Source organism: Mycobacterium tuberculosis complex sp. N0072 (assembly GCF_030323725.1).
In the GTDB taxonomy this organism is placed as follows: Bacteria; Actinomycetota; Actinomycetes; order Mycobacteriales; family Mycobacteriaceae; genus Mycobacterium; species Mycobacterium tuberculosis.
Window position 1 is genome coordinate 2029485 of the sequence record NZ_CP040689.1, and the last position, 21085, is coordinate 2050569.

The window sequence follows — 21085 nt, forward strand, 5'->3', positions numbered from 1 at the left end:
CCGCTACCATGCCCAGTGAAGACACGACGAATCCTTGGGGGATCCGCGCAGTGGCAAATACCCAGGTCAATGTCCAGGTGTTCTGAGCAGACCGGAAGGTGATCTAGCGTGGCTGAAGAGAGCCGCGGGCAGCGGGGGTCGGGGTATGGCCTTGGGTTGTCCACGCGGACCCAGGTAACCGGTTATCAGTTCCTGGCGCGTCGAACCGCAATGGCGTTGACACGCTGGCGTGTGCGTATGGAGATTGAGCCGGGTCGGCGGCAGACGTTGGCGGTGGTGGCGTCGGTGTCGGCGGCGTTGGTGATCTGTCTGGGGGCGCTGTTGTGGTCGTTCATCAGCCCGTCCGGCCAGTTGAATGAGTCGCCGATCATCGCAGACCGCGATTCCGGTGCGCTCTATGTCCGTGTCGGTGACAGGTTGTACCCGGCGCTGAATTTGGCATCGGCACGGCTGATCACCGGGCGGCCGGACAACCCGCACCTGGTTCGGTCAAGCCAGATTGCCACCATGCCGCGCGGTCCGCTGGTGGGTATCCCGGGTGCGCCGTCATCGTTCTCGCCAAAGAGTCCACCCGCGTCGTCTTGGCTGGTCTGCGACACGGTAGCGACCTCGTCAAGCATCGGGTCGCTGCAAGGCGTGACGGTGACGGTCATCGACGGGACCCCGGACCTTACCGGTCACCGGCAGATTTTGAGTGGATCGGACGCGGTAGTGCTGCGCTACGGCGGAGATGCGTGGGTCATCCGGGAGGGGCGCCGGTCACGAATCGAGCCGACGAATCGAGCGGTGTTGTTGCCGCTGGGGTTGACGCCGGAGCAGGTTAGCCAGGCGCGTCCGATGAGCCGGGCATTGTTCGACGCTTTGCCGGTCGGGCCCGAACTGTTGGTGCCGGAAGTGCCGAATGCGGGTGGTCCTGCGACGTTCCCGGGCGCTCCCGGACCGATCGGGACGGTAATCGTCACACCGCAAATCAGTGGACCACAACAGTATTCGTTGGTCCTGGGCGATGGAGTGCAAACGCTCCCGCCGTTGGTGGCCCAGATCCTGCAGAACGCTGGTAGTGCGGGCAACACCAAGCCGTTGACCGTGGAACCCTCAACGCTGGCCAAGATGCCGGTGGTGAATCGGTTGGATCTCTCTGCGTATCCGGACAATCCCCTGGAAGTGGTGGACATTCGCGAGCATCCGTCGACCTGTTGGTGGTGGGAGCGGACGGCCGGTGAAAACCGGGCCCGTGTGCGGGTCGTGTCCGGGCCTACCATTCCGGTCGCGGCGACCGAGATGAACAAGGTGGTGTCGTTGGTGAAGGCCGACACGAGTGGCCGCCAAGCCGATCAGGTCTACTTCGGCCCCGACCATGCGAACTTCGTGGCCGTCACCGGCAACAACCCGGGGGCCCAAACGTCCGAATCGCTATGGTGGGTGACCGATGCGGGCGCGCGGTTCGGGGTGGAGGACAGCAAAGAAGCGCGTGACGCGTTGGGGTTGACCCTGACGCCGAGCCTGGCGCCGTGGGTGGCGCTGCGGCTGCTGCCACAGGGCCCCACGCTGTCACGAGCGGACGCGTTGGTGGAGCACGACACGCTCCCAATGGACATGACCCCGGCAGAGTTGGTGGTACCGAAATGAAGCGTGGTTTTGCCCGCCCGACACCGGAAAAGCCTCCGGTCATCAAGCCCGAGAATATTGTCCTATCGACACCGCTGAGCATTCCGCCGCCGGAGGGCAAGCCCTGGTGGCTGATTGTGGTTGGCGTCGTGGTGGTGGGCCTGCTGGGCGGCATGGTCGCCATGGTTTTCGCCAGCGGATCACACGTGTTCGGCGGCATCGGCTCGATCTTCCCGCTCTTCATGATGGTCGGGATCATGATGATGATGTTCCGCGGCATGGGCGGCGGCCAACAGCAAATGAGCCGGCCGAAATTGGACGCGATGCGCGCTCAGTTCATGTTGATGCTGGACATGCTGCGCGAGACGGCCCAAGAGTCGGCCGACAGCATGGACGCCAACTATCGGTGGTTCCACCCGGCGCCCAATACGTTGGCGGCCGCCGTGGGGTCACCCCGGATGTGGGAGCGCAAGCCCGACGGTAAGGACCTGAACTTCGGGGTTGTCCGCGTCGGCGTGGGAATGACGCGTCCCGAAGTGACCTGGGGTGAGCCGCAGAATATGCCGACCGACATCGAGCTGGAGCCGGTGACAGGTAAGGCGCTGCAGGAATTCGGGCGCTACCAAAGCGTCGTGTACAACCTGCCGAAAATGGTTTCGCTGCTGGTCGAACCCTGGTATGCGCTGGTCGGGGAACGCGAGCAGGTTCTGGGTTTGATGCGGGCGATCATCTGCCAGCTGGCGTTCTCCCACGGGCCTGACCATGTCCAGATGATCGTTGTCAGTTCCGATCTAGACCAATGGGACTGGGTGAAGTGGCTACCGCATTTCGGTGACTCGCGGCGGCACGACGCGGCGGGTAACGCGCGGATGGTCTACACCTCGGTTCGTGAGTTTGCCGCAGAGCAAGCCGAATTATTCGCGGGCCGTGGTTCTTTCACGCCTCGACACGCGAGTTCGTCGGCGCAGACCCCGACCCCGCACACCGTGATCATCGCCGACGTCGACGATCCGCAATGGGAGTACGTGATCAGCGCCGAGGGTGTCGACGGGGTGACGTTCTTCGACCTGACCGGCTCTTCGATGTGGACTGACATCCCGGAGCGGAAGCTGCAGTTCGACAAGACCGGCGTGATCGAGGCGCTGCCCCGCGACCGCGACACCTGGATGGTGATCGACGACAAGGCTTGGTTCTTCGCTCTCACCGACCAAGTCAGCATCGCCGAGGCAGAAGAGTTCGCGCAGAAGCTGGCGCAGTGGCGGCTGGCTGAGGCCTATGAAGAGATCGGCCAGCGGGTTGCCCACATTGGTGCCCGAGACATCTTGTCCTACTACGGGATTGACGATCCTGGCAACATCGACTTCGACTCGCTGTGGGCTAGCCGGACCGACACCATGGGACGGTCGCGATTGCGGGCGCCGTTCGGTAATCGCTCCGACAACGGCGAGCTGCTGTTCTTGGATATGAAATCGCTCGACGAAGGCGGCGACGGCCCGCACGGGGTCATGTCCGGGACGACCGGTTCCGGTAAGTCGACGTTGGTGCGAACCGTGATCGAATCGCTGATGCTCAGCCATCCGCCGGAGGAGTTGCAGTTCGTTTTGGCAGACCTCAAAGGTGGCTCGGCGGTCAAGCCGTTCGCGGGAGTGCCACACGTGTCGCGGATCATCACCGACCTCGAAGAAGACCAGGCGCTCATGGAGCGCTTTCTGGATGCGCTGTGGGGCGAGATCGCCCGCCGCAAAGCAATATGCGACAGCGCCGGTGTCGACGACGCCAAAGAGTACAACTCGGTGCGAGCCAGGATGCGTGCGCGCGGTCAGGACATGGCGCCGCTGCCGATGCTCGTGGTGGTCATCGACGAGTTCTACGAATGGTTCCGCATCATGCCGACGGCGGTCGACGTCCTCGACTCGATCGGCCGGCAGGGCCGCGCCTACTGGATTCACCTGATGATGGCGTCTCAGACCATCGAGAGCCGAGCCGAAAAGCTCATGGAGAACATGGGTTACCGCTTGGTGCTGAAAGCGCGTACCGCGGGAGCGGCGCAGGCGGCCGGGGTGCCCAACGCGGTGAATCTGCCCGCACAGGCCGGTCTGGGCTACTTCCGCAAGAGCCTCGAGGACATCATCCGATTCCAGGCGGAATTCCTGTGGCGGGACTACTTCCAACCCGGCGTCAGCATCGACGGCGAGGAAGCGCCTGCCTTAGTACACAGCATCGACTACATTCGCCCGCAATTGTTTACCAACTCGTTCACACCGCTGGAAGTTAGCGTGGGGGGTCCCGATATCGAGCCGGTAGTTGCCCAGCCCAACGGTGAGGTGCTCGAGTCGGACGACATTGAAGGCGGCGAGGACGAGGACGAAGAGGGGGTGCGCACCCCGAAGGTTGGGACGGTGATCATTGATCAGCTGCGCAAGATCAAGTTCGAGCCGTACCGGCTCTGGCAACCGCCACTAACCCAACCCGTCGCCATCGACGACTTGGTCAACCGGTTCCTCGGCCGCCCGTGGCACAAGGAGTACGGTTCGGCGTGCAATCTCGTGTTCCCGATCGGGATAATCGATCGCCCCTATAAGCATGACCAGCCACCGTGGACGGTTGACACCTCCGGGCCCGGTGCCAACGTGCTAATCCTGGGCGCCGGCGGTTCGGGCAAGACCACTGCGCTGCAGACACTCATCTGCTCAGCGGCACTGACTCACACCCCGCAGCAGGTTCAGTTCTACTGCCTGGCCTACAGCAGCACCGCGTTGACCACGGTCTCCCGCATCCCCCACGTGGGCGAGGTTGCCGGTCCCACCGATCCCTACGGTGTGCGCCGGACGGTGGCCGAGTTGCTGGCGCTGGTGCGCGAGCGCAAACGCAGCTTCCTGGAATGCGGAATCGCGTCGATGGAGATGTTCCGGCGCCGCAAGTTCGGCGGAGAGGCCGGGCCGGTACCCGACGACGGCTTCGGTGACGTCTACCTGGTGATCGATAACTACCGGGCCCTGGCCGAAGAAAACGAGGTGCTGATCGAGCAGGTGAACGTGATCATCAACCAGGGCCCCTCGTTCGGGGTGCACGTGGTGGTCACTGCCGACCGCGAATCGGAGCTGCGGCCGCCGGTGCGCAGCGGCTTCGGATCCCGTATCGAGCTGCGCTTGGCGGCGGTTGAGGACGCCAAGCTGGTGCGTTCTCGATTCGCCAAGGACGTTCCGGTCAAGCCGGGGCGCGGCATGGTTGCGGTCAACTACGTCCGCCTGGACAGCGACCCGCAGGCCGGCCTGCACACCCTGGTGGCTCGACCGGCGTTGGGCAGCACACCCGACAATGTCTTCGAGTGCGACAGCGTGGTCGCGGCGGTGAGCCGGCTCACCAGCGCCCAGGCTCCACCGGTGCGCCGGTTGCCGGCGCGTTTCGGCGTGGAACAGGTGCGGGAGCTGGCCTCGCGGGACACCCGCCAAGGCGTTGGCGCTGGCGGAATCGCCTGGGCGATATCGGAATTGGATCTGGCGCCGGTTTATCTGAATTTCGCCGAGAATTCGCACCTGATGGTGACTGGTCGACGCGAATGTGGCCGCACCACCACGCTGGCCACCATCATGTCCGAAATCGGGCGGCTCTACGCGCCGGGCGCCAGCAGCGCACCGCCTCCCGCCCCCGGGCGGCCCTCTGCGCAGGTATGGCTGGTCGACCCGCGCCGTCAGCTGCTGACCGCGCTCGGTTCGGACTATGTGGAGCGGTTCGCCTACAACCTCGACGGGGTGGTGGCGATGATGGGTGAACTTGCGGCGGCGTTGGCCGGTCGTGAGCCGCCACCGGGCCTGTCCGCCGAAGAGTTGTTGTCGCGGTCGTGGTGGAGCGGCCCAGAAATCTTCCTGATCGTCGACGACATCCAGCAGCTGCCGCCGGGCTTCGATTCACCGTTGCACAAGGCTGTTCCGTTTGTGAACAGGGCCGCCGATGTCGGCTTGCATGTGATCTTCACGCGCACCTTCGGTGGTTGGTCGTCAGCCGGCAGCGACCCGATGTTGCGGGCCCTGCATCAGGCCAATGCGCCACTGCTGGTGATGGACGCCGATCCCGACGAGGGCTTCATTCGCGGCAAGATGAAGGGCGGCCCGCTGCCCCGCGGTCGAGGCCTGTTGATGGCAGAAGACACCGGTGTGTTCGTCCAAGTGGCAGCCACCGAGGTGCGTCGGTAGTTCGGCCAAACCGATCAGCTCCAGCGTAGCGGCAAGTTCTTAAGCGCGAAGGACTTGGACGGGAACCGTATTTCGGGCGCGTAGTCCGGCGCGAGCTCGAAGTCGGGAATTTGATTCAGCCACTCGCCCACCAGCAGGGTGAGCTCTAAACGGGCTAGATGCGAACCCAGGCAACGGTGTGGACCGCCGCCAAATCCCCAGTGCCGGTGCACCTTTCCATCCATCACCAACTCGTCGGTGGACATCGCGTCGCTGCCGTCGCGGTTGACTGCGGCCATGCATAACCGCACTGGTGACCCCGCAGGCAGTGTCATGCCGCCGACGGTGACGGGCTCGGTGGTAACTCGCGGCGCCACCGGCGCCGATGGCTCCAGCCGGACGATCTCTTCGATGAAAACCCTGATCTGCTTGGGATTGTCGCGCAGCATGGCGCGCAGCTGTGGTCTGCGGGCGAGCTCGAGCAGCGAAAAGCCTACCGCTGCCGTCACGGTGTCCAGTCCCGCCAGTATCAGGAGGTGGCTCAAACCCAAAACCTCGATCTCGCTCAACGGGTCCTCGCCGATCTGCACTTGCGACAAGACGTCCGGCCCTGGGTTTCGCCGGCGTTCGGCGACCATGGCCGTGAGATACTCGAGCAGCTCGCGCGCCGCAGCGACATCGGCTTCGGTCGGGTGAGGTCGATCCGACATGGCGATGACGGCGTCTTTCCAGCCGATCAGACGGTCACGGTCTTCGAGCGGCAGGCCGTACAGGACGAGAAACAACTGAAACGGAAACAGATTCGCGAGATCGGCCATCGCCTCGCACTCGCCCCGGCCTGCGATGGCGTCGATCATAGCGACAGTGTGACGGCGCAGCGACGGTAGCGCCTTGCTCAAAGCGGCCGGGCTGAAGTATGGCTGCAGGATCCTGCGGTATCGGGTGTGCTCGGGCGGGTCGAACGCGAGCGGAACCACCGGCAGCGGATTTCCCGGAGGTTGCAGCGCTTTCCGCGACGAGAAAACCTTCGGATTCCGCAGCGCCGCGAGCACATCTTCGCGGCGCGTCAGGTAGTACCAGCCGTTCATGAACACCACGGGCCCCGCGTCGCGGAGGGTCTTCCAGCCGACACCCCGGTCAACGGCCATCGGTAACGTCGAATATTCGAGCCGCGGTAGATAAAACGAGCCGGCGTGGTCCTCGCCGGGGGTGGTCATGCGCTCAAGTCTTTCGTGTCTCCGTTCTTGTCGCAGGTCGCAGACGTAGCCAAGCGGTGCCGACCTAGCCAATATCGCACGTGGGCGTGCACCCACCATTGTGGTGTCGAGCGCATCTGGGGGCTCAGCGGCTAATCTTCGAAGCGAACTGTCCGGTCCAAGCTGGCGTGTGCTTTGGGCGGTAAAGGGAGGAAATCCCGTGAAAGTCCGTCTCGATCCATCGAGATGCGTGGGTCATGCGCAGTGCTATGCCGTCGATCCGGACCTGTTCCCGATCGACGACTCGGGCAACTCGATCCTGGCAGAGCACGAGGTGCGGCCCGAGGACATGCAGCTGACCAGAGACGGTGTGGCCGCTTGCCCCGAAATGGCGCTCATCCTCGAGGAGGACGACGCGGACTGACGATTCCGGGTCATACCACAAAATTAACGCTGGCCAAACGATCGTTTACGAGGAATGAATATTTGGCGTCATCGGCGCTGGAGGCCGGTATTGCAATCTAATGTGTTTTCTATGCAACAGTTGCGCAGCGACGCCGTTATCGACTAGCGGTGCTATATTCGGCGCCTTTTCGATGCCGAGCGCGCGTCTCGTTGGCCACGTTTGGTGGCAATGCTCATCAGGGCTCATCCGGATCGCCAACGCGATCGTGTGTGGAGAGGGAGGACTGGTTGGACTTCGGGGCGTTACCGCCGGAGATCAATTCGGGCCGTATGTATTGCGGTCCGGGGTCGGGGCCGATGCTGGCTGCGGCCGCGGCCTGGGACGGGGTGGCCGTGGAGTTGGGGTTGGCTGCGACCGGTTATGCGTCGGTGATAGCCGAGCTGACCGGTGCGCCGTGGGTGGGTGCGGCGTCGTTGTCGATGGTGGCGGCGGCCACGCCGTATGTGGCCTGGCTGAGCCAAGCCGCGGCGCGGGCCGAGCAGGCGGGGATGCAGGCCGCGGCGGCCGCGGCGGCTTATGAGGCCGCTTTTGTGATGACGGTGCCGCCGCCGGTGATTACGGCGAATCGGGTTTTGGTGATGACGCTGATTGCGACCAATTTTTTCGGTCAGAACTCGGCGGCGATCGCGGTCGCTGAGGCGCAGTACGCCGAAATGTGGGCGCAAGACGCCGTTGCTATGTATGGCTATGCGGCTGCGTCGGCGAGCGCGTCGCGGTTGATTCCGTTCGCGGCGCCGCCGAAGACCACCAACTCCGCTGGGGTGGTCGCACAGGTGGCTGCGGTCGCGGCGATGCCTGGACTGCTGCAACGACTTTCGTCGGCTGCATCGGTCAGCTGGTCGAATCCCAATGATTGGTGGCTCGTGCGGTTGCTGGGCTCGATTACCCCCACGGAAAGGACGACGATCGTTCGTTTGCTCGGTCAGTCGTACTTCGCGACGGGCATGGCGCAGTTCTTCGCCTCGATCGCACAGCAGCTGACCTTCGGCCCAGGGGGCACAACGGCTGGCTCCGGCGGAGCCTGGTACCCAACGCCGCAATTCGCCGGCCTGGGTGCAAGCCGGGCGGTGTCGGCGAGTTTGGCGCGGGCCAACAAGATTGGGGCTCTGTCGGTTCCGCCGAGCTGGGTCAAAACGACTGCACTGACCGAAAGCCCGGTCGCCCACGCGGTGAGCGCCAACCCTACCGTCGGTTCGTCACACGGACCGCATGGCCTGCTCCGCGGACTGCCGCTAGGGTCGCGGATCACTCGGCGTAGCGGCGCCTTTGCCCACCGATATGGGTTCCGTCACAGTGTGGTTGCCCGCCCGCCATCGGCCGGATAACGCCATGACCTCAGCTCGGCAGAAATGACAATGCTCCCAAAGGCGTGAGCACCCGAAGACAACTAAGCAGGAGATCGCATGTCGTTTGTGACTACCCAACCAGAAGCACTGGCGGCGGCGGCCGGCAGTCTGCAGGGAATCGGCTCCGCATTGAACGCCCAGAATGCGGCTGCGGCGACTCCCACGACGGGGGTGGTCCCGGCGGCCGCCGATGAAGTGTCGGCGCTGACGGCGGCTCAGTTCGCGGCACACGCCCAGATCTATCAGGCCGTCAGCGCCCAGGCCGCGGCGATTCACGAGATGTTCGTCAACACTCTACAGATGAGCTCAGGGTCGTATGCTGCTACCGAGGCCGCCAACGCGGCCGCGGCCGGCTAGAGGAGTCACTGCGATGGATTTTGGGGCGTTGCCGCCGGAGGTCAATTCGGTGCGGATGTATGCCGGTCCTGGCTCGGCACCAATGGTCGCTGCGGCGTCGGCCTGGAACGGGTTGGCCGCGGAGCTGAGTTCGGCGGCCACCGGTTATGAGACGGTGATCACTCAGCTCAGCAGTGAGGGGTGGCTAGGTCCGGCGTCAGCGGCGATGGCCGAGGCAGTTGCGCCGTATGTGGCGTGGATGAGTGCCGCTGCGGCGCAAGCCGAGCAGGCGGCCACACAGGCCAGGGCCGCCGCGGCCGCTTTTGAGGCGGCGTTTGCCGCGACGGTGCCTCCGCCGTTGATCGCGGCCAACCGGGCTTCGTTGATGCAGCTGATCTCGACGAATGTCTTTGGTCAGAACACCTCGGCGATCGCGGCCGCCGAAGCTCAGTACGGCGAGATGTGGGCCCAAGACTCCGCGGCGATGTATGCCTACGCGGGCAGTTCGGCGAGCGCCTCGGCGGTCACGCCGTTTAGCACGCCGCCGCAGATTGCCAACCCGACCGCTCAGGGTACGCAGGCCGCGGCCGTGGCCACCGCCGCCGGTACCGCCCAGTCGACGCTGACGGAGATGATCACCGGGCTACCCAACGCGCTGCAAAGCCTCACCTCACCTCTGTTGCAGTCGTCTAACGGTCCGCTGTCGTGGCTGTGGCAGATCTTGTTCGGCACGCCCAATTTCCCCACCTCAATTTCGGCACTGCTGACCGACCTGCAGCCCTACGCGAGCTTCTTCTATAACACCGAGGGCCTGCCGTACTTCAGCATCGGCATGGGCAACAACTTCATTCAGTCGGCCAAGACCCTGGGATTGATCGGCTCGGCGGCACCGGCTGCGGTCGCGGCTGCTGGGGATGCCGCCAAGGGCTTGCCTGGACTGGGCGGGATGCTCGGTGGCGGGCCGGTGGCGGCGGGTCTGGGCAATGCGGCTTCGGTTGGCAAGCTGTCGGTGCCGCCGGTGTGGAGTGGACCGTTGCCCGGGTCGGTGACTCCGGGGGCTGCTCCGCTACCGGTGAGTACGGTCAGTGCCGCCCCGGAGGCGGCGCCCGGAAGCCTGTTGGGCGGCCTGCCGCTAGCTGGTGCGGGCGGGGCCGGCGCGGGTCCACGCTACGGATTCCGTCCCACCGTCATGGCTCGCCCACCCTTCGCCGGATAGTCGCTGCCGCAACGTATTAACGCGCCGGCCTCGGCTGGTGTGGTCCGCTGCGGGTGGCAATTGGTCGGCGCCGAGATCTCGGTGGGTTATTTGCGGTGGGATTTTTTCCCGAAGCCGGGTTCAGCACCGGATTTCCTAACGGTCCCGCGACTCAACGGCACCGCGCCGTCAGCAAGTTCCGGTGGTGTTGATCGCGGTATCCATGCAGGTGGTGATGGCGCGGCGAGACTGGTCGTGTGCGCTGAAGCACAGGGTACTTGGCGGTTGTGGCTCCCGGGATGTAGCTGGCCGCCCAACGTCCCGCAGCGTCGGGGTCAGCGGCGGAGCAGCACGGCGATTTAGCCTCACAACCGAGCAGCTAGCTCGCGTTTCCCAGCGGCTCAATCCCCGTCGAGCCATTGAAAGGCACCTCAGATGTCGTTTGCGACTCCGCAACCGGAGAAAGGGTTCGGAATGGACTTCGGGGCGTTACCGCCGGAGATCAATTCGGGCCGTATGTATTGCGGTCCGGGGTCGGGGCCGATGCTGGCTGCGGCCGCGGCCTGGGACGGGGTGGCCGTGGAGTTGGGGTTGGCTGCGACCGGTTATGCGTCGGTGATAGCCGAGCTGACCGGTGCGCCGTGGGTGGGTGCGGCGTCGTTGTCGATGGTGGCGGCGGCCACGCCGTATGTGGCCTGGCTGAGCCAAGCCGCGGCGCGGGCCGAGCAGGCGGGGATGCAGGCCGCGGCGGCCGCGGCGGCTTATGAGGCCGCTTTTGTGATGACGGTGCCGCCGCCGGTGATTACGGCGAATCGGGTTTTGGTGATGACGCTGATTGCGACCAATTTTTTCGGTCAGAACTCGGCGGCGATCGCGGTCGCTGAGGCGCAGTACGCCGAAATGTGGGCGCAAGACGCCGTTGCTATGTATGGCTATGCGGCTGCGTCGGCGAGCGCGTCGCGGTTGATTCCGTTCGCGGCGCCGCCGAAGACCACCAACTCCGCTGGGGTGGTCGCCCAGGCGGTTGCGTCGGTCAGCTGGCCGAATCCCAATGATTGGTGGCTCGTGCGGTTGCTGGGCTCGATTACCCCCACGGAAAGGACGACGATCGTTCGTTTGCTCGGTCAGTCGTACTTGGCGACGGGCATGGCGCGGTTTCTTACCTCGATCGCACAGCAGCTGACCTTCGGCCCAGGGGGCACAACGGCTGGCTCCGGCGGAGCCTGGTACCCAACGCCACAATTCGCCGGCCTGGGTGCAGGCCCGGCGGTGTCGGCGAGTTTGGCGCGGGCGGAGCCGGTCGGGAGGTTGTCGGTGCCGCCAAGTTGGGCCGTCGCGGCTCCGGCCTTCGCGGAGAAGCCTGAGGCGGGCACGCCGATGTCCGTCATCGGCGAAGCGTCCAGCTGCGGTCAGGGAGGCCTGCTTCGAGGCATACCGCTGGCGAGAGCGGGGCGGCGTACGGGCGCCTTCGCTCACCGATACGGGTTCCGCCACAGCGTGATTACCCGGTCTCCGTCGGCGGGATAGCTTTCGATCCGGTCTGCGCGGCCGCCGGAAATGCTGCAGATAGCGATCGACCGCGCCGGTCGGTAAACGCCGCACACGGCACTATCAATGCGCACGGCGGGCGTTGATGCCAAATTGACCGTCCCGACGGGGCTTTATCTGCGGCAAGATTTCATCCCCAGCCCGGTCGGTGGGCCGATAAATACGCTGGTCAGCGCGACTCTTCCGGCTGAATTCGATGCTCTGGGCGCCCGCTCGACGCCGAGTATCTCGAGTGGGCCGCAAACCCGGTCAAACGCTGTTACTGTGGCGTTACCACAGGTGAATTTGCGGTGCCAACTGGTGAACACTTGCGAACGGGTGGCATCGAAATCAACTTGTTGCGTTGCAGTGATCTACTCTCTTGCAGAGAGCCGTTGCTGGGATTAATTGGGAGAGGAAGACAGCATGTCGTTCGTGACCACACAGCCGGAAGCCCTGGCAGCTGCGGCGGCGAACCTACAGGGTATTGGCACGACAATGAACGCCCAGAACGCGGCCGCGGCTGCTCCAACCACCGGAGTAGTGCCCGCAGCCGCCGATGAAGTATCAGCGCTGACCGCGGCTCAGTTTGCTGCGCACGCGCAGATGTACCAAACGGTCAGCGCCCAGGCCGCGGCCATTCACGAAATGTTCGTGAACACGCTGGTGGCCAGTTCTGGCTCATACGCGGCCACCGAGGCGGCCAACGCAGCCGCTGCCGGCTGAACGGGCTCGCACGAACCTGCTGAAGGAGAGGGGGAACATCCGGAGTTCTCGGGTCAGGGGTTGCGCCAGCGCCCAGCCGATTCAGCTATCGGCGTCCATAACAGCAGACGATCTAGGCATTCAGTACTAAGGAGACAGGCAACATGGCCTCACGTTTTATGACGGATCCGCATGCGATGCGGGACATGGCGGGCCGTTTTGAGGTGCACGCCCAGACGGTGGAGGACGAGGCTCGCCGGATGTGGGCGTCCGCGCAAAACATTTCCGGTGCGGGCTGGAGTGGTCAGGCCGAGGCGACCTCGCTAGACACCATGACCCAGATGAATCAGGCGTTTCGCAACATCGTGAACATGCTGCACGGGGTGCGTGACGGGCTGGTTCGCGACGCCAACAACTACGAACAGCAAGAGCAGGCCTCCCAGCAGATCCTGAGCAGCTAGCGCCGAAAGCCACAGCTGCGTACGCTTTCTCACATTAGGAGAACACCAATATGACGATTAATTACCAGTTCGGGGACGTCGACGCTCATGGCGCCATGATCCGCGCTCAGGCGGCGTCGCTTGAGGCGGAGCATCAGGCCATCGTTCGTGATGTGTTGGCCGCGGGTGACTTTTGGGGCGGCGCCGGTTCGGTGGCTTGCCAGGAGTTCATTACCCAGTTGGGCCGTAACTTCCAGGTGATCTACGAGCAGGCCAACGCCCACGGGCAGAAGGTGCAGGCTGCCGGCAACAACATGGCGCAAACCGACAGCGCCGTCGGCTCCAGCTGGGCCTAAAACTGAACTTCAGTCGCGGCAGCACACCAACCAGCCGGTGTGCTGCTGTGTCCTGCAGTTAACTAGCACTCGACCGCTGAGGTAGCGATGGATCAACAGAGTACCCGCACCGACATCACCGTCAACGTCGACGGCTTCTGGATGCTTCAGGCGCTACTGGATATCCGCCACGTTGCGCCTGAGTTACGTTGCCGGCCGTACGTCTCCACCGATTCCAATGACTGGCTAAACGAGCACCCGGGGATGGCGGTCATGCGCGAGCAGGGCATTGTCGTCAACGACGCGGTCAACGAACAGGTCGCTGCCCGGATGAAGGTGCTTGCCGCACCTGATCTTGAAGTCGTCGCCCTGCTGTCACGCGGCAAGTTGCTGTACGGGGTCATAGACGACGAGAACCAGCCGCCGGGTTCGCGTGACATCCCTGACAATGAGTTCCGGGTGGTGTTGGCCCGGCGAGGCCAGCACTGGGTGTCGGCGGTACGGGTTGGCAATGACATCACCGTCGATGACGTGACGGTCTCGGATAGCGCCTCGATCGCCGCACTGGTAATGGACGGTCTGGAGTCGATTCACCACGCCGACCCAGCCGCGATCAACGCGGTCAACGTGCCAATGGAGGAGATGCTAGAGGCAACGAAGTCGTGGCAGGAATCGGGGTTTAACGTCTTCTCCGGCGGAGATCTGCGCCGAATGGGCATCAGTGCCGCGACGGTGGCCGCGCTGGGGCAGGCGTTGTCGGATCCCGCGGCCGAGGTCGCAGTGTATGCGCGACAGTACCGAGACGACGCCAAGGGCCCCAGCGCCTCGGTGTTGTCGCTGAAAGACGGCTCCGGTGGACGCATCGCGCTGTATCAGCAGGCGCGAACGGCAGGTTCCGGCGAGGCGTGGCTGGCTATCTGCCCGGCTACCCCGCAGTTGGTGCAAGTAGGAGTGAAGACCGTTTTGGATACACTGCCCTACGGCGAGTGGAAAACACACAGCAGAGTATGACGCCAGGGCGTGAAACCCGAAGTACAACAACAAATTTGAGCATCAGATACAACCCAGATACGTACAGGGCAAATTGCTCTAGAATCGACTGCAATACTGCAAGGCAAGGTCAACCACAACGATTTGGTCGCGAGGCAAGGCAAATGAAATCGGAGTTAGTCGAGCCGCAGCTCCCGGTGGGCTACCGCGCCTCGGTGCCTACACCGACGGAGCTCCCCGCGCCACTGAAGCCACGGTGTAACACGTTTGCCATGGCAGGGGGTACAGGACGATGACCGCAGTAGCTGACGCACCTCAGGCTGACATTGAGGGTGTGGCATCGCCCCAGGCTGTCGTCGTGGGCGTCATGGCCGGCGAAGGCGTCCAGATCGGCGTCCTGCTGGATGCCAACGCCCCAGTTTCGGTGATGACCGACCCGCTGCTGAAAGTGGTTAATAGTCGGCTCAGAGAGCTCGGTGAGGCTCCACTGGAAGCCACTGGACGCGGCCGATGGGCGCTGTGTCTGGTGGACGGCGCGCCGTTGCGTGCTACCCAGTCGCTGACCGAACAAGACGTCTATGACGGCGACCGGCTGTGGATTCGGTTCATCGCAGACACCGAACGTCGCTCCCAAGTCATCGAACATATCTCCACCGCAGTCGCCTCGGATCTCAGCAAGCGGTTCGCCAGGATCGACCCGATCGTTGCTGTGCAGGTCGGGGCGTCGATGGTGGCGACCGGGGTTGTTCTTGCCACCGGGGTGCTCGGCTGGTGGCGCTGGCATCACAACACCTGGTTGACCACCATCTACACCGCGGTGATTGGTGTGCTGGTGCTGGCGGTCGCCATGTTGCTGTTGATGCGTGCCAAGACGGACGCGGATCGACGCGTCGCCGACATCATGCTGATGAGCGCGATCATGCCCGTGACGGTGGCGGCGGCAGCGGCCCCGCCCGGCCCGGTGGGCTCCCCGCAGGCCGTGTTGGGCTTCGGAGTGCTGACCGTCGCTGCGGCCCTGGCCCTGCGGTTCACCGGTCGCCGCCTGGGGATTTACACCACAATCGTCATCATCGGTGCGCTGACAATGCTTGCAGCCTTGGCGCGGATGGTCGCGGCCACAAGCGCGGTGACGCTGTTGTCGTCCTTGTTGTTGATTTGCGTAGTGGCCTACCACGCGGCGCCGGCACTGTCTCGGCGGCTGGCCGGCATCCGACTGCCGGTGTTCCCGTCCGCCACCAGCCGGTGGGTCTTCGAGGCTCGGCCCGACCTACCGACCACCGTGGTGGTGTCCGGTGGCAGCGCACCGGTCTTGGAAGGGCCGTCATCGGTGCGTGATGTGCTGCTGCAAGCTGAGCGCGCTCGGTCGTTCTTGAGCGGCCTGCTAACGGGACTTGGCGTGATGGTGGTGGTGTGCATGACATCGTTGTGCGACCCGCACACCGGGCAACGTTGGCTGCCGCTGATACTGGCCGGATTTACCTCGGGCTTCCTGCTGTTGCGGGGCCGCTCCTACGTCGACCGTTGGCAGTCGATTACCCTGGCCGGAACTGCGGTGATCATCGCTGCTGCGGTGTGTGTGCGGTACGCGCTGGAATTGTCCTCGCCGTTGGCTGTGTCCATTGTCGCCGCGATCCTGGTGCTGCTGCCGGCGGCGGGCATGGCAGCTGCTGCACATGTGCCCCACACCATCTACAGTCCGCTATTCCGCAAGTTTGTGGAATGGATTGAATACCTCTGCCTGATGCCGATCTTCCCGCTGGCGTTGTGGTTGATGAACGTCTATGCAGCGATTCGGTACCGGTAGCAGCAGGTCGTGGTGTGGTCGCGCGGGTACCGCGACCATTGCCGCAGTCTTGCTAGCTTCGGGCGCGCTGACCGGCCTTCCGCCAGCGTATGCAATTTCGCCTCCGACGATCGATCCGGGCGCGCTGCCACCCGACGGGCCGCCCGGACCGCTGGCGCCCATGAAGCAGAACGCCTACTGCACCGAGGTCGGGGTCTTGCCCGGCACCGACTTTCAGCTGCAGCCAAAATATATGGAGATGCTGAACCTGAACGAGGCTTGGCAGTTCGGCCGCGGCGACGGTGTGAAGGTCGCTGTCATCGACACGGGTGTGACTCCACATCCCCGGTTGCCGCGTCTGATCCCTGGCGGCGACTACGTGATGGCCGGTGGCGACGGTCTGTCGGACTGCGACGCCCACGGCACCCTGGTGGCGTCGATGATCGCGGCGGTTCCGGCGAACGGGGCGGTACCGCTGCCGTCGGTACCGCGCAGGCCGGTCACCATTCCCACGACCGAAACGCCGCCGCCGCCACAGACGGTGACCCTTTCACCGGTACCGCCGCAGACCGTGACCGTGATTCCGGCTCCACCTCCCGAGGAAGGAGTTCCGCCGGGCGCACCGGTGCCAGGACCGGAGCCGCCGCCGGCTCCTGGTCCACAGCCGCCGGCCGTGGACCGCGGTGGCGGCACGGTGACAGTACCCAGCTACTCCGGGGGCCGCAAGATAGCCCCGATCGACAACCCGCGTAATCCGCACCCGAGTGCGCCATCGCCAGCGCTGGGACCACCGCCGGACGCGTTCAGTGGGATCGCCCCCGGTGTCGAGATAATCTCCATCCGCCAGTCAAGCCAGGCCTTCGGCCTTAAGGACCCTTACACTGGGGACGAAGACCCGCAGACGGCGCAAAAGATCGACAACGTCGAGACAATGGCGCGCGCGATCGTGCATGCTGCCAACATGGGTGCTTCGGTGATCAATATCTCCGATGTGATGTGCATGAGTGCTCGTAATGTCATCGACCAGCGTGCACTGGGTGCCGCGGTGCACTACGCCGCGGTCGACAAGGACGCGGTCATCGTGGCTGCAGCGGGCGACGGCAGCAAGAAGGACTGTAAGCAGAACCCGATTTTTGATCCCTTGCAGCCCGACGATCCACGCGCTTGGAACGCGGTCACCACGGTGGTGACACCCTCGTGGTTCCACGACTACGTCCTGACGGTCGGAGCGGTTGACGCCAACGGTCAACCGCTCAGCAAAATGAGTATCGCGGGACCCTGGGTCTCCATTTCGGCGCCGGGAACCGACGTCGTCGGACTCTCGCCCCGTGACGACGGCCTGATCAATGCGATTGACGGCCCGGATAATTCGTTGCTGGTTCCGGCTGGCACCAGTTTTTCCGCCGCGATCGTGTCCGGGGTGGCTGCGCTGGTACGTGCTAAGTTCCCCGAATTGTCGGCGTACCAAATCATCAATCGGCTGATTCATACCGCCCGGCCACCCGCTCGCGGCGTCGACAACCAGGTCGGCTACGGTGTGGTCGACCCAGTGGCAGCACTGACTTGGGATGTGCCCAAAGGCCCGGCCGAGCCGCCCAAGCAGCTGTCAGCGCCGTTGGTGGTGCCGCAGCCGCCCGCCCCCCGCGATATGGTGCCGATATGGGTGGCCGCCGGGGGATTGGCCGGGGCACTATTGATAGGCGGTGCGGTGTTCGGTACCGCGACCTTGATGCGGCGATCACGGAAGCAGCAATGAAGGCTCAGCGCAGCTTCGGGTTGGCGTTGTCGTGGCCGCGGGTGACCGCGGTGTTTCTGGTGGATGTCCTGATCTTGGCGGTGGCCAGTCATTGCCCGGATTCCTGGCAGGCCGATCATCATGTGGCGTGGTGGGTCGGCGTCGGCGTGGCGGCCGTAGTGACGTTACTGTCGGTGGTCAGTTACCACGGCATCACGGTGATTTCGGGTTTGGCGACGTGGGTGCGGGATTGGTCGGCGGATCCGGGCACGACACTGGGTGCGGGGTGCACTCCGGCAATCGACCACCAGCGCCGTTTTGGGCGTGACACGGTAGGGGTGCGTGAGTATAACGGCCGGCTGGTCTCGGTGATCGAGGTCACCTGCGGTGAGAGCGGCCCGTCGGGTCGGCATTGGCACCGGAAATCGCCGGTACCCATGTTGCCGGTGGTCGCGGTCGCCGATGGTTTGCACCAGTTCGACATTCACCTCGATGGCATCGACATCGTGTCGGTGCTGGTGCGGGGCGGGGTTGATGCTGCTAAAGCTTCGGCCTCGCTGCAGGAGTGGGAGCCGCAGGGCTGGAAATCCGAAGAACGAGCCGGTGATCGCACTGTCGCCGATCGGCGCCGCACCTGGTTGGTGTTACGGATGAATCCGCAGCGAAATGTGGCTGCGGTGGCGTGTCGTGACTCGTTGGCGTCGACGCTGGTGGCAGCCACCGAGCGGTTGGTCCAGGATCTGGATGGGCAAAGTTGTGCGGCCCGGCCGGTGACGGCCGATGAGCTGACCGAGGTCGACAGCGCCGTGTTGGCTGACTTGGAACCGACATGGAGTCGCCCCGGTTGGCGTCACCTCAAGCATTTCAATGGTTATGCGACCAGTTTTTGGGTTACGCCGTCAGACATCACGTCGGAGACCTTGGATGAGCTGTGTCTGCCAGATAGCCCCGAAGTCGGGACGACCGTGGTCACGGTGCGTCTGACCACTCGGGTCGGGTCGCCCGCGCTATCGGCATGGGTGCGTTATCACAGCGACACGCGCCTGCCCAAGGAGGTAGCGGCCGGACTCAACCGGCTCACCGGTCGCCAGTTGGCCGCGGTGCGTGCCAGCCTGCCGGCCCCGACGCACCGTCCACTCCTGGTCATCCCCAGTCGGAACCTGCGTGACCACGACGAGCTCGTGCTGCCGGTGGGCCAGGAACTCGAGCACGCGACAAGCTCGTTTGTGGGGCAATGACACGCCCGCAGGCCGCCGCCGAAGATGCCCGCAACGCCATGGTCGCCGGTCTGCTGGCATCGGGGATCTCCGTCAATGGACTGCAGCCCAGCCATAACCCGCAGGTGGCCGCCCAAATGTTCACCACGGCGACCAGGCTGGATCCCAAGATGTGTGATGCCTGGCTGGCTCGGCTGCTGGCCGGCGACCAGAGCATCGAAGTGCTCGCCGGCGCATGGGCTGCGGTGCGGACTTTCGGCTGGGAAACCCGCCGCCTCGGCGTGACGGATCTGCAGTTCCGCCCCGAGGTGTCCGACGGGCTATTCCTGCGACTGGCGATTACCAGCGTAGATTCGCTGGCCTGCGCTTACGCGGCGGTCCTCGCCGAGGCCAAGCGTTACCAGGAGGCGGCAGAGCTGCTCGACGCCACCGATCCTCGCCATCCGTTCGACGCCGAGCTGGTGAGTTACGTGCGGGGCGTGCTGTACTTCCGCACCAAACGCTGGCCTGACGTTCTTGCGCAGTTCCCCGAGGCAACGCAGTGGCGTCACCCCGAGCTAAAGGCCGCGGGGGCGGCGATGGCCACCACGGCGCTGGCGTCGCTCGGGGTGTTCGAAGAGGCCTTTCGGCGCGCTCAGGAAGCAATCGAAGGTGACCGGGTGCCGGGCGCGGCTAACATCGCCTTGTACACCCAAGGCATGTGCCTGCGGCACGTCGGCCGTGAGGAGGAAGCTGTCGAACTCCTGCGCCGCGTGTATTCGCGCGATGCGAAGTTCACCCCGGCCCGCGAGGCGCTGGATAACCCCAACTTTCGGCTGATCCTCACCGACCCGGAAACGATTGAGGCGCGCACAGATCCGTGGGATCCGGACAGTGCGCCAACCCGCGCTCAGACCGAGGCCGCCCGCCATGCCGAGATGGCCGCGAAGTACTTGGCCGAAGGGGATGCCGAGCTCAACGCGATGCTTGGCATGGAGCAGGCCAAGAAGGAGATCAAGCTCATCAAGTCGACGACGAAGGTGAATTTAGCGCGTGCCAAGATGGGGCTTCCGGTCCCGGTTACGTCGCGCCACACCTTGTTGCTCGGGCCGCCCGGTACCGGGAAGACTTCGGTCGCAAGGGCTTTCACCAAGCAGCTGTGCGGGTTGACAGTGCTGCGCAAGCCGCTGGTGGTGGAGACCAGCCGCACCAAGCTGTTGGGCCGGTACATGGCCGACGCCGAGAAGAACACCGAGGAGATGCTCGAAGGGGCGTTGGGCGGTGCGGTCTTCTTTGACGAGATGCACACTCTGCATGAGAAGGGCTACTCCCAGGGCGACCCGTACGGTAACGCGATCATCAACACGCTGCTGTTGTACATGGAAAATCACCGTGACGAGCTGGTGGTGTTTGGTGCGGGTTACGCCAAAGCGATGGAGAAAATGCTCGAGGTGAATCAGGGTCTGCGCCGGCGCTTTTCGACGGTGATCGAGTTCTTCAGCTACACCCCGCAGGAGCTGATCGCACTGACCCAGCTGATGGGTCGGGAGAACGAAGACGTGATCACTGAGGAAGAGTCTCAAGTGTTGTTGCCGTCGTATACCAAGTTCTACATGGAGCAGAGCTACTCCGAGGACGGCGACCTGATCCGCGGGATCGATCTGTTGGGCAATGCCGGCTTTGTGCGCAACGTGGTGGAGAAGGCCCGCGACCACCGTAGTTTCCGTTTGGACGATGAGGATCTCGACGCCGTACTGGCCAGCGATCTCACCGAATTCAGCGAGGATCAGCTGCGCCGATTCAAGGAGTTGACTCGCGAGGACCTGGCCGAAGGGCTGCGCGCTGCGGTCGCGGAGAAGAAGACGAAGTAGGCACTCTTTTCGTCGGTGTCACTGGCTACTTTGACCTGAACAGTCGGCGGTGGGTGAGTGGTCTGTGGTTGGCGAATGAGGCGGGGCGGGGCGGAGACTGGTCCAGATGGTGTCCGTGCACGCGGGGGAGGGTGTGGTGTTCAGCCGCTCAGGGCGGGGTACGTGCCGTCTCAATCCGTGCTGT

General features: G+C 64.3%; 16 protein-coding genes. 15 read left to right on the forward strand and 1 reads right to left on the reverse strand.

The window, feature by feature from the left end:
* Positions 1-108 precede the first annotated feature (108 nt).
* Entirely contained in the window at positions 109-1629 is a 1521-nt protein-coding gene (eccB5, locus tag FF952_RS09440) for a type VII secretion system ESX-5 subunit EccB5 (protein WP_003899021.1), read from the forward strand.
* Positions 1626-5801 (forward strand): type VII secretion system ESX-5 FtsK/SpoIIIE family ATPase EccC5, encoded by a 4176-nt coding sequence (eccC5, locus tag FF952_RS09445; RefSeq protein ID WP_003903615.1) that lies wholly within the window; start codon positions 1626-1628, stop codon positions 5799-5801. The genes eccB5 and eccC5 overlap by 4 nt, the downstream gene beginning before the upstream one ends.
* 14 nt (positions 5802-5815) lie before the next feature.
* Here the strand turns inward: eccC5 and FF952_RS09450 are convergent, their stop codons facing one another.
* On the reverse strand, positions 5816-6997 hold the full coding sequence (locus tag FF952_RS09450; RefSeq protein ID WP_003408802.1) for a cytochrome P450: 1182 nt from the start codon (positions 6995-6997) through the stop codon (positions 5816-5818).
* A 199-nt stretch (positions 6998-7196) separates the two neighbouring features.
* On the opposite strand from FF952_RS09450, the gene fdxE reads away from it, so the two are divergent.
* The 13 genes from fdxE (at position 7197) to eccA5 (ending at position 20901) form a co-directional block, all read left to right on the forward strand.
* Entirely contained in the window at positions 7197-7400 is a 204-nt protein-coding gene (fdxE, locus tag FF952_RS09455; protein WP_003408803.1) for a ferredoxin FdxE, read from the forward strand.
* A gap of 269 nt (positions 7401-7669) precedes the next feature.
* On the forward strand, positions 7670-8767 hold the full coding sequence (locus FF952_RS09460) for a type VII secretion system ESX-5 target PPE25 (protein ID WP_003901254.1): 1098 nt from the start codon (positions 7670-7672) through the stop codon (positions 8765-8767).
* 78 nt (positions 8768-8845) lie between these two features.
* On the forward strand, positions 8846-9145 hold the full coding sequence (locus FF952_RS09465) for a type VII secretion system ESX-5 target PE18 (RefSeq protein WP_003408976.1): 300 nt from the start codon (positions 8846-8848) through the stop codon (positions 9143-9145).
* A 13-nt stretch (positions 9146-9158) separates the two neighbouring features.
* The gene (locus tag FF952_RS09470; RefSeq protein WP_003408979.1) at positions 9159-10340 is read left to right on the forward strand and encodes a type VII secretion system ESX-5 target PPE26; all 1182 of its coding nucleotides are present in this window, start codon (positions 9159-9161) and stop codon (positions 10338-10340) included.
* 453 nt (positions 10341-10793) lie between these two features.
* Positions 10794-11846, forward strand: coding sequence for a type VII secretion system ESX-5 target PPE27 (locus FF952_RS09475; RefSeq protein ID WP_003408805.1), 1053 nt, complete (start codon positions 10794-10796; stop codon positions 11844-11846).
* A gap of 426 nt (positions 11847-12272) precedes the next feature.
* Positions 12273-12572, forward strand: a complete 300-nt coding sequence (locus tag FF952_RS09480) for a type VII secretion system ESX-5 target PE19 (RefSeq protein ID WP_003408807.1) — start codon at positions 12273-12275, stop codon at positions 12570-12572.
* A 143-nt stretch (positions 12573-12715) separates the two neighbouring features.
* On the forward strand, positions 12716-13012 hold the full coding sequence (gene esxJ / locus FF952_RS09485; protein ID WP_003408810.1) for a type VII secretion system ESX-5 protein EsxJ: 297 nt from the start codon (positions 12716-12718) through the stop codon (positions 13010-13012).
* A gap of 50 nt (positions 13013-13062) precedes the next feature.
* Positions 13063-13347 carry an effector gene (gene esxN / locus FF952_RS09490; protein ID WP_003408840.1) on the forward strand — a complete coding sequence of 95 codons (285 nt, stop codon included), beginning with the start codon at positions 13063-13065 and terminating at the stop codon, positions 13345-13347.
* A gap of 87 nt (positions 13348-13434) precedes the next feature.
* Positions 13435-14337 (forward strand): ESX secretion-associated protein EspG, encoded by a 903-nt coding sequence (locus FF952_RS09495; protein ID WP_003408846.1) that lies wholly within the window; start codon positions 13435-13437, stop codon positions 14335-14337.
* A 271-nt stretch (positions 14338-14608) separates the two neighbouring features.
* Positions 14609-16120: a type VII secretion system ESX-5 subunit EccD5 gene (gene eccD5, locus FF952_RS09500; protein ID WP_003900411.1), complete on the forward strand. Its 1512-nt coding sequence runs from the start codon at positions 14609-14611 to the stop codon at positions 16118-16120.
* Positions 16098-17855, forward strand: a complete 1758-nt coding sequence (gene mycP5, locus FF952_RS09505) for a type VII secretion system ESX-5 serine protease mycosin MycP5 (RefSeq protein WP_003408854.1) — start codon at positions 16098-16100, stop codon at positions 17853-17855. The genes eccD5 and mycP5 overlap by 23 nt, the downstream gene beginning before the upstream one ends.
* Entirely contained in the window at positions 17852-19072 is a 1221-nt protein-coding gene (gene eccE5 / locus FF952_RS09510) for a type VII secretion system ESX-5 subunit EccE5 (RefSeq protein WP_003903618.1), read from the forward strand. Before mycP5 ends, eccE5 begins: the two co-directional genes overlap by 4 nt.
* Positions 19069-20901, forward strand: coding sequence for a type VII secretion system ESX-5 AAA family ATPase EccA5 (eccA5, locus tag FF952_RS09515; protein WP_003408868.1), 1833 nt, complete (start codon positions 19069-19071; stop codon positions 20899-20901). Before eccE5 ends, eccA5 begins: the two co-directional genes overlap by 4 nt.
* Positions 20902-21085: the final 184 nt, after the last annotated feature.